Origin of the sequence: Streptomyces sp. NPDC003300 (assembly GCF_040610915.1) — a bacterium.
Classification (GTDB): domain Bacteria; phylum Actinomycetota; class Actinomycetes; order Streptomycetales; family Streptomycetaceae; genus Actinacidiphila.
Map to the genome: position 1 here is coordinate 93,569 of NZ_JBEXNE010000019.1, position 13,493 is coordinate 107,061.

At 70.8% G+C, this 13,493-nt stretch carries 8 protein-coding genes; 1 reads left to right on the forward strand and 7 read right to left on the reverse strand.

Going from position 1 to position 13,493, the window contains the following annotated elements:
• Position 1 precedes the first annotated feature (1 nt).
• The 4 genes from ABZX65_RS25455 to ABZX65_RS25470 all read right to left on the reverse strand — a co-directional run bounded on the left by ABZX65_RS25455 (position 2) and on the right by ABZX65_RS25470 (position 7,365).
• Positions 2–1,606: an aldehyde dehydrogenase family protein gene (locus tag ABZX65_RS25455; RefSeq protein WP_355344320.1), complete on the reverse strand. Its 1,605-nt coding sequence runs from the start codon at positions 1,604–1,606 to the stop codon at positions 2–4.
• Positions 1,603–3,027: a TrpB-like pyridoxal phosphate-dependent enzyme gene (locus ABZX65_RS25460; protein WP_355344323.1), complete on the reverse strand. Its 1,425-nt coding sequence runs from the start codon at positions 3,025–3,027 to the stop codon at positions 1,603–1,605. The genes ABZX65_RS25455 and ABZX65_RS25460 overlap by 4 nt, the downstream gene beginning before the upstream one ends.
• A 715-nt stretch (positions 3,028–3,742) precedes the next feature.
• On the reverse strand, positions 3,743–5,353 hold the full coding sequence (locus ABZX65_RS25465) for a DHA2 family efflux MFS transporter permease subunit (RefSeq protein WP_355344326.1): 1,611 nt from the start codon (positions 5,351–5,353) through the stop codon (positions 3,743–3,745).
• A 290-nt stretch (positions 5,354–5,643) separates the two neighbouring features.
• The gene (locus tag ABZX65_RS25470) at positions 5,644–7,365 is read right to left on the reverse strand and encodes a hypothetical protein (RefSeq protein ID WP_355344329.1); all 1,722 of its coding nucleotides are present in this window, start codon (positions 7,363–7,365) and stop codon (positions 5,644–5,646) included.
• Between the two features lie 176 nt (positions 7,366–7,541).
• On the opposite strand from ABZX65_RS25470, the gene ABZX65_RS25475 reads away from it, so the two are divergent.
• Entirely contained in the window at positions 7,542–8,834 is a 1,293-nt protein-coding gene (locus tag ABZX65_RS25475; protein ID WP_355344332.1) for a DUF4032 domain-containing protein, read from the forward strand.
• Positions 8,835–8,837: 3 nt separating this feature from the next.
• On the opposite strand, the gene ABZX65_RS25480 is transcribed toward ABZX65_RS25475, so the two are convergent.
• The 3 genes from ABZX65_RS25480 to ABZX65_RS25490 form a co-directional block, all read right to left on the reverse strand.
• Positions 8,838–10,340, reverse strand: a complete 1,503-nt coding sequence (locus ABZX65_RS25480; RefSeq protein ID WP_355344335.1) for an IMP dehydrogenase — start codon at positions 10,338–10,340, stop codon at positions 8,838–8,840.
• Between the two features lie 86 nt (positions 10,341–10,426).
• Positions 10,427–12,121: an aromatic amino acid ammonia-lyase gene (locus ABZX65_RS25485; protein WP_355344456.1), complete on the reverse strand. Its 1,695-nt coding sequence runs from the start codon at positions 12,119–12,121 to the stop codon at positions 10,427–10,429.
• A gap of 99 nt (positions 12,122–12,220) precedes the next feature.
• Positions 12,221–13,192, reverse strand: coding sequence for an ABC transporter substrate-binding protein (locus ABZX65_RS25490; RefSeq protein ID WP_355344338.1), 972 nt, complete (start codon positions 13,190–13,192; stop codon positions 12,221–12,223).
• Between the last annotated feature and the right edge of the window lie 301 nt (positions 13,193–13,493).

A 13,493-nucleotide genomic window follows, 5' to 3' on the forward strand; every position in this document is an offset into this window, starting at 1 on the left:
CTTAGCTCCGCGCCCTTTCGCCGGCCGGGACGATCTGCGAGTCCAGCGGACGCGGATCACCGTCACCCCACGAAATGCCCTGGAGGTGCGTGGTGCGCAGTCCCGCGTAGTTCAGCTCTCCGTACGGTCCGCCGGTGAGGCCGTTGCCACCGTGGGTGGAGAGGATGGAGTTGAACCCGATGTGCGAGTCGTTGACCTTCAGCAGGCCGCCGTTGGTCACGCCGTCGGCGAACCGGTGGGCGGTCTGCTCGTCGCCGGTCCACACCGAGTTGCGCAGCCCGTACTTGTTGGCGTTGAGGAAGTCGATGATGTCTTCCAGCAGCGCGTCGTCGTCCGTGGTCGCCTCGGGCACCACGACCGGCAGCAGCGGGAAGAAGGTCTCCTCGCGTACGCAGGACAGGTCCCGCGACTCGGTGAGTCCGTCGACCCTGACCACCGTCGGCAGGCAGAACATCCCGGTGCTCGATGTCTCGCCGTCGACGTCCACGCGCGTGCCGCCGCAGAGCACGGACGCGCCCTTGGTCTCGGCCTCGGACAGGAAGTCGAAGAAGCCGTCGACCTTCAGTACCGGGCTGAGCAGGATCTCCGGGTTCTCCGGGTAGCCGGGCACGATGGCCTTGGCGCGCTCCACGAACACCTCGAGGAAGCGGTCGGCGACCTCGGGGTGCACGATCGCGTACTTCGGCACCATGCAGATCTGGCTGGAGCCGTAGAACGACTCCTCCAGGGCCCGCGCGGCGGCTTCGAGATCCGCGTCCTTCCAGACCACGAAGCCGTCGTTGCCCGCGAGTTCCAGGATCGCCTTCTTGCCGTTGCGCAGACAGTCCTCGCCGAGCTTGAGGCCCGCGGCGCTGTCGCCGAAGAACAGGATGTCGTCCACCAGCGGGCTGGCGAGCCAGGTCCGCAGCACGGCCTCGGTGTGACCGCAGATCACATTGAGCGTCCCCGGAGGGGCGCCGTGCTTCTCCAGGATCGGCGCGAGGATGTCGCGGTAGACGAACATCACGCTCAGCGGCGTGGTGCGCGGCGCCTTCACCACCAGCGTGTTGCCCGCCAGGAGGGCGAGCACGCCCAGCGTGGAGTTCGAACCCGCCGCGTTCTGCGGGGGGTTGACGCACACCACGCCGTCGGGCTTGCGCACCAGTTCCAGCGTGCGGCCCTGCGGCGCGAACTCCTGGTGGAGCTGGCTCTCGTACCAGCGGACCGTCGGCTCGTCGCAGCAGCGCAGCATGCCGCTGACTTCCCACTGGGCGAGCCGGCGCGGGTGCCCCTCGGCGATCAGGATGTCGATGAGTTCCTCTGACCGTTCGGCCAGCGTCTCGTTGAACTCCAGGACGATCTGACTGCGGGTCTCCTGCGGGAGGAGCCGGAAGGTCCGGCTCGCCCTGCGGGCCGCTTCCAGCGCCCGGTCGTTGTCCTCGGGGGCGCCCACCGCGCACCGGGCCACCACGGCCTCGGTCGACTCCACGGGCCGCCCGAGTTCCAGCGCCCGCTTGAGGTTGAACGTCGGGCGGTTCTCCTTCAGGTACGCCGAGGCGCGCAGGACGTACGTCCATCGAGCACCCTCGACGTCCTTGCCGTCGATGTACTGAGGGTAGGACCTCATGCCTGGAGGCCCTCCATGCTGGGGGCGACGAAGTCTTCCTTCTCGACGTCGCGCAGCAGGCCCTCGTTGTACCGGCCGTACGCGCCCAGGTCCAGCAGGCCGTGGCCGCTGTAGTTGAACACGATGGTGGCCTCGCGCCCGGTCCGCTTGCACTCCAGGGCCTTGTCGATGACGGCCCGGATGGCGTGCGAGGTCTCGGGGGCCGGGAGGTAGCCCTGGAGCTTCGCGAACGTGGTGCCCGCGTCGAAGACGGACACCTGCCCGTACGCCTCGGCGTCGAGCAGCCCCTCGTGCCGCATGAGACCCACGATCGGGGCGCAACCGTGGTAACGCAGGCCGCCCGCGTGGATGGGCGGCGGCACGAACTCGTGGCCGAGGGTGTAGGTGTGCACACCGGGGCCGCGGCCGTTGGAGTCGGCGAAGTCCAGCCGGTACTCGCCGTAGGTCAGCGGCGCGCACGCCTCCGGCTCGGCGGCCAGGATGGTGATGTCGGCGCCGTTGAGCTTGTCCTCGACGAAGGGCGAGGCGAAGCCGCTGAGGTTGGACCCGCAACCGACCGAGGCGATCAGGTAGTCGGGGGTGCGGCCGATCATCCTGAGCTGTTCCTTCAGCTCCAGGCCGATCACCGAGTGGTGCAGCAGGCAGTGGTTGGAGAAGGCGCCGACCGCGAAGCGGGTGCCCTCGTCGGCGTCGACGCACTCCAGCGCCTCGCTGACCGCGGTGGCCTCGCTGCCGGGGTGGTCGGGGTACTCCGCGAGGAGCTTGCGGCCGTAGTCCGTGGTGTCGCCGGGGCTCGGCCGCACCTCGGCGCCGTAGGTCTCCATCAGATTCCGGCGGTACGGCTTGGTGTGGTAGCTCGCCCGCACCATGAAGACCGTGAGGTCGAGGCCGAAGATCTGGCAGGCGATGGCCAGGGCGCTGCCCCACTGGCCGGCGCCGGTGTCGGTGACCAGCCGGGTGTGGCCGTCGCGCTTGGCGTAGTACGCCTGCGCGAGGGCGGAGTTGAGCTTGTGGCTGCCGCTGGGCGAGGTGGCCTCGTACTTGAACCAGATCTGGGCCGGAGTGCCCAGCTCCCGCTCCAGCGCGACGGCGCGGATCAGCGGGGTCGGCCGCCAGAGCTTGTACGCCTCGCGTACCGGCTCGGGGATCGTGATCCAGCGCTCCAGCGAGGTCTCCTGCGCGGCCATCGACTTGACGAACAGCCGCTCCAGCCACTCCCGCGTGACCTTCTTGCCGGTGGAGTTGTCGATGTACTCCTCGGGCAAGCGGGGCAGATCCGGGATGACGTTGTACCAACGGGTGGGAATCTTATCGACCGGAAGATCGACACGGTCGATTAAGCCGAGCGGCTTCATACCTTGCGTCCCCTTAAGAGCGTGGTTGCTGACGAAATGCAGTGACACTCGTACGGACCTGCGCATGCCTGACCGGGCCGGCACCCTCGTGGGGAATTGATTTCCGGCATGACAAAGTCAGGCATTGGGCTTTTGGGTGCGAAAAATCTCGGCGAGAGGAACGGTGAAGCGCGGTGGAGTCGTGCCTCGGCACAACGATTACTCAGTGCCTCGGCGGCGCGTCAGGCTCCAGCCGAAGTCACGAGTTGTGCGAGATCACGGATTGCTGTTCCCGTGGATTCGTGCCCGAAGGCACGGAGGGACGGGATGTCCGGACGTCACCGGCCGTACGGCCTGGTGGTGCGGGGTCGATCAACCGTGCATGAGAGGCCGACCAGGTGTCGGACCTCGAATATTCTCGTGCCAGCACTCGCATACCCCCGTATCAGTACTGGAATTGTTTGACAGCCTAGCGTCCGGCAGTTCCGATGGCAATACCATACTGGAACGCGTCCCGATGACCGGAACTCATCCCGGTGACCAGCGCATTTCCCCTGCGGGAGTCACAATGGGCTGGTCACCGGGACGCCGTCGCATTACTGACCAGATCGGTCAAAGTGAATTCCTGTGAAGCCCGGCGACAACGACAGTGGCGGCGGGCCGCTTCCGCGGGCCCGCCGCCACTGTCACGCTCGCCGTGCGGGCGCCTGTCGTACGGCGCCGCGGGCGGTCCTCCTGAGCCGGGTCAGTGCCGCCCGGCGCGGTCCTCCTGAGCCGGGTCAGTGCCGCCCGGCGGGTTCCGTCAGCGCTGTCCGGCCGGCGCCGTCTCGCGGACGGACTCCTCGCCCTCTTCGGGCAGCTCGGGCAGGATGCCGGTCAACGCGCTCTCGTGCAGGTCCTTGTGGCGCAGCGTCAGCGCGGCGATCACCGCGGCGACGAAGGCGAACACGGCGCACAGGGTCATGGCGTCGTGGAAGCCGGTGGTGAACGCGTCGCGCCCGGCGGCCAGCACCTTGTCGGCCAGGCCGGGGCCCGCCGAGTGCGCGGCCTCGTCGATGCTGCCCGCGCTGATCCCGTTGGCGATCTTGTCGCTCTGGGCGCTGGTGAGCGTGGCCGCGGCGTCGGACGCCTTGAAGGCGCTGGTGACGTGGTTCTCGAAGAACGCGCCCGCGACCGCGATGCCCAGAGCCGTTCCCACCTGCTGGAACGTCTCGCTGATACCGGAGGCGACACCGGCCTTGGCCGGTTCCGCGACACCGATGGCGAGCGCCGCGCGAGTCGGGTTGAACAGGCCGAAGGCCAGGCCGATGACCACCAGGGCGGGGATGAGCGAGGTCCAACTGTCGCCCGCGCCGCTGAGGTGGATGAGCAACAGGCCGATGCCCAGGGCGAATTGGGAGGTGGCCATGATGACCCGGAAGGGCACCTTGCCGGTGAGCCCGCCGGCCAGCGCGCCGAAGAAGAACATCGCCAGCGTCAGCGGCAGGAAGCGCAGGCCGGCGGACCAGGCGGAAGCGCCCTCGACGCTCTGCAAATACGTCGTGACCAGGAAGATCGGCGGCAGACCCGCGGCGTTGGCCAGGAAGGTCGTCGCGGACAGGCCGAGGAAGGTGCGGTTGCGGAAGAGCTGGGTGTCGAACATCGCCTGCTCGCCGCGGGAGCGCGCGACCGCGAGGAAGACCGCCAGGCACACCGCGGCCACCGCGTACAGCGCGATGTTGCTGCCGGAGAACCAGCCGTCGGTGTTGCCGCGGATGATGGCCAGCACCAGGGCGGCCAGCGAGAGCGTGAAGGAGACCATGCCGACGAAGTCGGGGGCGGCGGCGCTGGGCAGCCGCGATTCACGGACCTGGCGCATCGCGATCAGGACGGTGATCAGGCCGACCGGCACATTCAGATAGAAGATCCAGCGCCAGCCGGGGCCATTGGTCAGCGCGCCGCCGATCAGCGGTCCCGTGGCGACGGCGAGACCCACCGCGGCGCCGAACGCGCTGAACGCGGTGGCGCGTTCCTTGCCGCGGAACTCATGACCGAGCAGAGCGGGGCCCACGGCGAACATGATGGCCGCGCCGACACCCTGGACTCCGCGGCTGACATTCAATACCCCGATATCCCCGGCCAGTCCGCAGGCGAGGGAAGCCGCGGTGAAGATGATCAGGCCGATCAGGAAGAGCCGCTTGCGGCCGGTCCTGTCCGCCACCGATCCGGCGGTCACGAGGAAAGCCGCGAGCGTCAGCGCATACGCGTCGAACACCCACTGCATACCGCTGAAGCTGGCGTGCAGTGAATCATGAATGCCGGGCAGGGCGACCGAGACCACACTCAGGTCCAGCATCAGCATGAATGTGCCGACGGATACCACTGCCAGGGTCCACCACCTTAAAGCAGCGGGGGGGTGGGGCGTTTCGGTCATGCCGACTCCAGAGTGTGGAAAGTCGCCGTATCCGGCGAATCTGGCTGCTGACTATGGATGGTGACCATGCCGTGGTGGAAGCACCGCTGCCGAGGCGCCCCGCGTCGGCGGACAGGCCGATCCAGGGTGCTGGCCGATGATCGCGGTCGGTGCCGGTGCCGTCAATTGCCCCATGGGGCATGGTTGAGCATGTGTACAACGTATACCCTACACATGCCCGCGCGCACCCGCACGAAGATGTCCGTCGGCTGTCGGCATATGCGCGCGGGTTCGCAAAGACAGCGTCTTTTTTATCCGCAACTCCTTTTAGCGCGACTGTATATGCTGTATAGGCGGTAGTCGCCGGCGGACGGCGCGGTGATCCGCGTCCAGCGGCCCGCGCGGCTCACGCATCCGCCGGTCACCCGGAACCAGGGCGACCAGGCGACGCGGACGACGGTGCTTCCGGCCTTCGGCAGCCGGACCGTCACGTCGGCCTCACCCGCCCGCAGCACGCGCGCGGGCGCCGAGGCCAGCGGCACCGGGCGCTCCACCGCGAAGACCGTCCAGTACGGGTCCCGCCAGACCGGCCACAGCCAGTCGGGGCGGGCGGCGGGCGCGAGCAGCGCGGCCTCCGCCGCGCCGGGACCGCCCACGTCGCCGTGGGGCAGCACGACATACGCCACCGCCCAGTCGTCGAGCCAGCGGCGGTAGGCGGCGGCCGGAAGCGTCCCGTCCGGCAGCGTCCCGCCGTAGAACAACGGGTCCCTCTTCACGTCGAGTTGGCGGTTCCAGCCGCGGGCGATCTGGGCGACGTCGGCGAAGAGCGTCGACTCGCGGTGATCGCGGGCCGGAACGACCTCGATACGGTGCCGCTCGGCGCGCAGTCCGCGCAGCGCGCGGGTCACCCCCTCGGTGTGCGAGGCCCAGTCGGGGACGGCGGTGGACATGCGCAGTTCCCTGCCGGTCTTGGCGGCCAGCGCGTAGCCGTTGTGACCGAGCGCGCCGGTCAGCACGACGACGAGGACCGCGCCGAGCACGGGGGCGCGGGCGGCCGTACGGGTCGGGCCCCGGTCCAGGCGCACGTACGAGCCGCCGCGCGGGCGTCGGGCCACGCGTTCCATCAGCGCGGCGGCCAGCAGCGGCAGTCCGGCGATCCCGGCCAGCCGCTCGACGTTGGTGCCGACGGGCGAGGCCACGCAGGCGGTGAGCGCCGTGCCGAGCGCGTACGCGACCGCGCCCGCCCGGACCGTGCGCCAGGACCGCGGCGCGGCCAGGGCCAGCGCCAGGGAGGTCACCAGCGGGCAGACCGCCGCGTCGGCGCTCATCAACTGCTCGCCCTGGAAGGGGAAGAGCATGTACACCGCGCCCAGCACCAGCACCGGCGGCGCCGCCAGGGCGAGCGCGGCGGCGCGGCGGCCCGCCGCCAGCAGGCCCGCGCCCGCGACCCACAGGAAGAGGGCGGCGACCGGGCTGGACATCGCCGTGAGCGCCGCGAGGACCGCGGTGCCCGCCCAGCGGTCCGGCGCCCGTCGCACCCGGCACAGCGCCAGCAGCCCGAAGGCCGCGCCGACCGCGAAGGTCGTACGCCCAGAGGCCACGTCGCACCACTGGCACACGGCGCCCAGCAGCGCCGGGACCATCGGCCGCCGCACGCCGGAGCGGACGAAGAGCACGGCCATCGCCCACGTCGCCGCCAGACCGGCCGCGACCGAGACGGCCCGGACCCCGGCGTACGCCATCAGCGGCGGGGTGAGCACGCTGTAGTCCATCGTGTGCATGCCGCCGTACCAGGCGAGGTTGTACGGCGTGCCCGGATGCCGCCCCGCGAAACCGGCCCACGCGACCTGGGCCGCGAGGTCGCCGCCGCCCGTGGCCAGCAGCCACGCCCAGAGCGCGTACAGCGGCGCCGCGCAGGCGACCGCCACCGCCGGGACCGGCCAGCGCCTGCGTCGTGGGGCCGGCCGTACCTGTCCTGTCCGCTGCGTGGGCCGCGGCAGCACCGCGGGCTGAACGACCGACACATCACTCATAGCGGACGCCTTCCCCGGAAGCGGCGGGGACAGCGGGTCGGCCGGGAAAGACCATACTCGGTATGCATACTGAGTATGTATACCGAGTATGGCCGGGTGGGCGCCACCGCCTCCCCGGCGGGGCATGGCAGCATCGGGGACGGCCGGACCGGACAAGGAAGCGAGAGGCGCACACCATGCCGTTGCAGATCACCGCCACCGACGCGGAGCACCCGTCGGCGCTGCTCGACCTGGAGTGGAACCTGCCGCTGGAGGAGTGGCCGGACACCTCACTGGTCGCGCTGCCGCGCGGCATCTCCCGGCACGTCGTGCGCTTCGCGCGGGCCGGGGACGAGGTCGTGGCGATCAAGGAGGTCAGCGAGTGGGCGGCCGTGCGTGAGTACGGGCTGCTGCGCGACCTCGACCGGCTCGCGATACCGGCCGTGGACCCGATCGCGGTGGTGACCGGCCGGGCCGCCGCCGACGGCACCCCGCTGGAGCCCGCGCTCATCACCCGGCATCTGAACGGCTCGCTGCCGTACCGCTCGATGTTCGAGACGACGATGCGCCCCGACACCGTCAACCGCCTGCTGGACGCGCTCGCCGTCCTCCTCGTACGGCTCCACCTGGTCGGTTTCGCCTGGGGCGACTGCTCGCTGTCCAACACGCTCTTCCGCCGTGACGCGGGCGCGTACGCCGCCTACCTGGTGGACGCCGAGACGGGGCAGATCCAGCCCGAACTCACGCGCGGGCAGCGGGAGTACGACATCGAGCTGGCCCGGGTGAACATCGCGGGCGAGCTGATGGACCTCGAAGCGGGCGGCTCCCTGCACCCCTCGGTCGACCCGGTCCCGTTCGGTGAGGCGATCGTCCGCCGCTACGCCGACCTGTGGCACGAGCTGACCCGCGAGTCCGTCTACCCGGCCAGCAAGCGGCACTACATCGACCGCAGAATCCGCCGCCTGAACGACCTCGGCTTCGACGTCGCCGAGATGCAGATCGAGCGCTCACCCGGGGGCGACACCGTGACCTTCCTGCCCAAGGTCGTCGACGCGGGCCACCACCAGCGCCAACTCCTGCGCCTGACCGGCCTCGACACCGAGGAGAACCAGGCCCGCAGCCTCCTCAACGACCTGGAGTCCTGGATGGCCACCCAGGACGACCACGCCCCCGCCGACGGCCTGCCCGCCGCCCGCCCCGAAGTCCTCGCCCACCGCTGGCTGCGCGACGTCTTCCGCCCCGCCGTCCGCTCCGTCCCCCAGGACCTGCGCGCCCGCGTCGACCCGGCGCAGGTCTACCACGAACTCCTCGAACACCGCTGGTACCTCTCCGAGCGCGCCCAGCGCGACGTGGGCCTCGACGCCACGGTCGAGAGCTACACCACCGAAGTCCTCCCCCACCTCCCCGACCCGGCGGCGGTCCTGACGCCCGTCGAGGCGGCGGAAGCCGAGGAACCGGCCGAGCCGGTGTCGCCCGCAGCGGGCGACTGACCGTCAGGCGCGGTCGAAGGAGTCGGTGGGGTCGCGGAGGGCGACCGTGGCGTGGCTTTCCTGGAAGCTCTGTTCGGAGACGACGGTGAGGCGGGCGGTGGCCTGGAAGTCGCGGACGGTCAGGGCACCGCAGGAGACCATGGTGGCCTTCATTTTGGCGACGGTGACGGCGAGACCTTCGCTGAGGTCGCCCGCGTAGGGGACGTAACCGTCCACGCCCTCTTCGAAGACCAGGCCCTGGCCGCCCTGTTCGTAGCGCTGCCAGTTGCGGGCGCGGCTGGAGCCCTCGCCCCAGTACTCCTTGACGAAGCCGTCGCGGGTGGGGAGCTTGGCGCCGGGCGCCTGGTCGAAGCGGGCGAAGTAGCGGCCCATCATGACGAAGTCGGCGCCCATCGCGAGGGCCAGGGACATGTGGTAGTCGTGCACCAGGCCGCCGTCGGAGCAGATCGGCACGTACTGGCCGGTCCGCTCGGCGAAGGCGTCGCGGGCCGCGGCGACGTCGAGGACGGCGCTGGCCTGGCCGCGGCCGATGCCCTTCTGGTCGCGGGTGATGCAGATGGAACCGCCGCCGACGCCGACCTTGACGAAGTCGGCGCCCGCCTCGGCGAGGAAGCGGAAGCCCTCGCCGTCCACGACGTTGCCGCCGCCGACCGGGATCCGCGGGAAGTGCTCCTTCGACCACGCGATCGCCTGGGCCTGCCAGTCGCTGAAGCCGTCGGAGGAGTCGAAGCAGAGCACGTCGGCCCCGGCCTCGGCCAGTCGCGGGACGCGCTCGCGGTAGTCGTGCGTGTTGACGCCCGCGCCGACCCGCAACCTCTTGTCCTGGTCGACCAGTTGGTGGGGGAAGCGCTTGTTGTCCGAGTAGTCGGAGCGGAAGACCAGGTAGCGCAGGAAGCCCTCGGCGTCGACCACCGGCAGGCAGTCCAGACGCTCGTCCCACAGCCGGGAGTTGGCCTGCGACAAGGTGATGTCGTCGGTCGCGCACGCGAGGACGTCGACCGGGACCATCCGGCTGGAGACCGGCTCGTCGGACCGGTGGCGCTGCGGGTGGAAGTCGCGGGAGGTCACCAGGCCCAGCAGCCGCCCGGTGCCGGTGCCGTCGTGGGTGACGGCGGCCGTGCTGTGACCGGTGGTCCGCATCAGCTCCCGCAGCCGGCCCAGCGGGTCCTGCGGCCGTACGTTGGTGTCGCTGACCACGAATCCGGCCTTGAAGTTCTTCACCGCGCGGACGTCCGCGACCTGGTCGGCCACCGGCCGGTTGTGGTGCAGGAAGCTCAGCCCGCCGTCGCGCGCGAGCGCGATGGCCAGCTCAGGAGAGCTCACCGACTGCATGATCGCGGACGTGAACGGGGTCCGCAGCTCGATCGGCGACGGCTCGTCCCGCGCGTGCCGGACCAGGGGCGTCCGCAGGTCCACCGCCTCCGGCGAACAGTCCGTCCGCGTCCGGTTGGGCAGCAGCAGGAACTCGTTGAAGGTGCGCGAGACCCCTTCGATGATCTGAGCCATGCACCCGGACTCTACAGGCGCCGCCCGTCCGCCGCGCGGCGCCCTGCCGCAGGTCAGTCGCCTTCCGCGGGTCCCGGCGGCGGATGTCAGAGCGCCGCCAGCTCCGGCAGCAGGTCCACCGCGAGCGACACGTCGGGGGTCAGCGCCCGGTCCTCGGTGGCCGTCGGCAGCGCGGAGTCCAGGACGGCGAAGACCGGCGCGTGCGTACCGGCGCCCGCCGACAGCGCGGGAAGCGCCGGGTGCAGCCGCAACGCCCGTACGGCGGCGACGAGTTCGCAGGCGAGCACGAGCCGGTAGGCGTCCACGGCGCGCAGCGCCTGCCGGGTGGCCTGGGAGGCGAAGCTCGCGGCCTCCTCGACCCCGCGCGAGAGCACCGCGTGCCCGGCCGAGGCCGGTACGGCGCTGGCGCGTATCTCCGCGAGGGCGGAATTGGCGCTGTACTCCAGGATCATCATGCCCGAGCTGGCCGCCGAGCCCCCGGCGAGGTAGGAGCGCAGGCCGGTGATCTCGGGGTCGCCGAAGGCGGTCAGCCGCGCGGCGGACAGCTGCGCGGTCTGAAGTACGGCGAGGCAGAGGTGGTCGAGCGCGAGCCCGACGGGCGTGGCCATGAAACCGCCGTGGTGGTACGCGACCGGCCCGCCGTCCGGTCCCTCCTCGCCGATCAGCGGGTTCTCCGAGGGGCAGTTGACCTCGACGTCCAGAATCCGGCGCAGTGCCCAGGCCGCCTCCAGCGCCGGGCCGTGCACCTGCGGGAAGGCCCGGAAGCCGTACGGGTCCTGGATGCGGCGGCCGGTGGCGCGCGGCCGGTCGGGGACGCCGAGCAGTCTGCGGACCTCGGCCCCGGCGTGCAGCGCGCCTGGATAGGGGCGGATGGCGAGGGCGGGCGCCGCGTACGCCTCGAGCGAGCCGGAGACGGCGGCGAGCGAGAGGGCCGTCACGGCGTGCGAGGCGCGCAGCAGGACGTCCAGGTCGTGGCAGACCAGCGCGGCCTGCCCGAGGGTGAAGGCGCTGCTGCTCATCAGCGCGAGCGCGTCGCCCTGCTGGAGGGTGACGCGGCCGGGGAAGGGCGCGGGCACCGCGGCCGGGTCGAGCGCGGCGGCCGGGTCCAACCCACCGGCGGACGGCGGCACTTCACCGTCGGGCGACGGACCGGACGACGGCGAAGGCGACGGCGAAGGTGCCCGCGAGGGCGACGGCGTGGACTGCGGCGAGAACGGCGACGGCGAGGACTGCGGCGACGGCGACGGCCACGGCCCCTCGCGGAAGGCGTCCGCGGGATCCGGCTGCCGCCCCAAGTCCTCGTGCAGCCACGGCCGTTCGCCGATCAGCGCGAGACCGGTCTCGGCGAGCGCGGTCAGATCCCCGGTGCCGACTGCCCCGTACTCGCTGACCGCCGGGTGCACACCGAGCCGCAGCGCCTCCACCAGGGCCTGCACGACGGCCGGTTGGAGCGCGGAGCCGCCCGCCAGCGCCTGGTTGGCGCGGACGGCGAGCGCGGCACGCACCTGGCGGGCCGGGAGCAGCGCCCCGACCCCGCCCGCGTGGCTGCGCAGCAGCCGCAGGTCCTGTCCCGCCTGGTCCTCGTCGCTGACCGGCACGAGCCGGTTCGCGCCGACGCCGGTGTGCCGCCCGTACATCCGGCCCGCGGCGGCGGCCTGCCGCGCGGCCCGCCAGGAGCGGTCCGCGCGGGCCAGCGCCTCGGGCGCCACGGTGGGTACGGCCGTCCGGTCCGCGATCCGCGTCACGGCGTCGGCGTCCAGGCCGGCGCCGTCGAGCACCACGAAGGCCCCCTCCTCGGCGGAGGGCGCCGTCGTGCGGTGCGTCGGCGTCTCGGAATCAGAGGCTGTACCCACTGCGCTGTATCGGTCCCGCTGCCGCGGTCAGCCGAGGCCGACGGAGGTCAGCCAGGTCTTGGCGACCTCCAGCGGGTCCTTGTTGTCGCTCTGCACCTGGGTGTCCAGGCGGAGCAGGGCCGCCGTGTCGAGCTTCGCCGACACCGCGTTGAGCGCGGCGACGCCCTCCTTGGACAGACCGCTCTTGTAGACCAGCGGGATCACGTTCTCGAAGCCGAAGAGGTTCTCCGGGTCCTGGAGGACGACGAACTTCTCCTTCTCGATGGTCGGGTCCGTGGTGAAGACGTCGGCGGCCTGCACGTTGTTGTTCTTGAGCGCCGCCGCGGTCAGCGGACCGCCCGCGTCGAGCGCCTTGAACGACTTCGGCGTGAGGTTGTAGACCGACTTCAGGCCGACCAGGCCCTGCTGCCGGGTCTGGAACTCGGGCGAGGCGCCGATGGTGATCTCGGAGCCGTACTTCGCCAGGTCCGCGATGGTGGACTTCTCGGTCAGCTTGTACTTCGCCGCGGTGGCCGCGTTGACCGTCAGGGAGTCCTTGTCCTCGGCCGGTGCCATGTCGAGCAGCGTCAGCTTCGGGTCGAGCTTGGCGAGTGCCGCCTCGTTGGTGGCCTGGGCCGTCTTGGGCGTGGCCTTGGCGTCCAGGTATGCCAGAAGTGCGCCGTTGAACTCCGGCAGTACGGTCAGCGAACCGTTCTTCAGCAGGCCGTAGGTGGTCTCCCGGCTGCCGATGTTCGGCTTGTAGCTGACCTTGATCCCCTTGGCCTTCAGGGCCTCGCCGTAGATGTCGGCGATGAGGATGCTCTCGGGGAAGTTGTTGGAGCCGACGACCACGGTGTCGCCGCTCGCCTTCGACCCGGCCAGCGGGTCCTTGGCCTTGTCGGAGCCGGAGTCACCACAACCCGCGAGCAGGGGCGCCGCGACGGCGGCGACGACGGCGACCGCCGCGAGGCGGCGTATGTGGCTCGGGCTGGACCAGGTGCTCTTCACGTGAGAGGTCACGATTTCCGCTTCCGGGCTCGGGGAGTTTCGGTCTCTGATCGGGCGTACTCGTGGCGTAGGCGCACCCACACACGCGGACGTACGTCGAGTACGCACACACGTGCGGTTGCGAGTGCTACCCAGCGATCCAATCCAGCCGCTTCCGCGTCAGTCAAGAGCAGCCTGATCACCGATCGGCATCGATGTCTGAACACCGGTGGATTGGTCGGTGATTCCCGTTCCGTACGGTCGTGTCCGTAACAAATTATTGATGGTGTGGTCAGGTAGTCGTGGTCAAGAGGAGGTAGTCTCCCCGACGTTG

Bases quoted from the DNA above. Each gene is read 5' to 3' on its own strand.
- ABZX65_RS25455 (WP_355344320.1), bottom strand. From the start codon at position 1,606: ATGAGGTCCTACCCTCAGTACATCGACGGCAAGGACGTCGAGGGTGCT.
- ABZX65_RS25460 (WP_355344323.1), bottom strand. From the start codon at position 3,027: ATGCGCAGGTCCGTACGAGTGTCACTGCATTTCGTCAGCAACCACGCT.
- ABZX65_RS25465 (WP_355344326.1), bottom strand. From the start codon at position 5,353: ATGACCGAAACGCCCCACCCCCCCGCTGCTTTAAGGTGGTGGACCCTG.
- ABZX65_RS25470 (WP_355344329.1), bottom strand. From the start codon at position 7,365: ATGAGTGATGTGTCGGTCGTTCAGCCCGCGGTGCTGCCGCGGCCCACG.
- ABZX65_RS25475 (WP_355344332.1), top strand. From the start codon at position 7,542: ATGCCGTTGCAGATCACCGCCACCGACGCGGAGCACCCGTCGGCGCTG.
- ABZX65_RS25480 (WP_355344335.1), bottom strand. From the start codon at position 10,340: ATGGCTCAGATCATCGAAGGGGTCTCGCGCACCTTCAACGAGTTCCTG.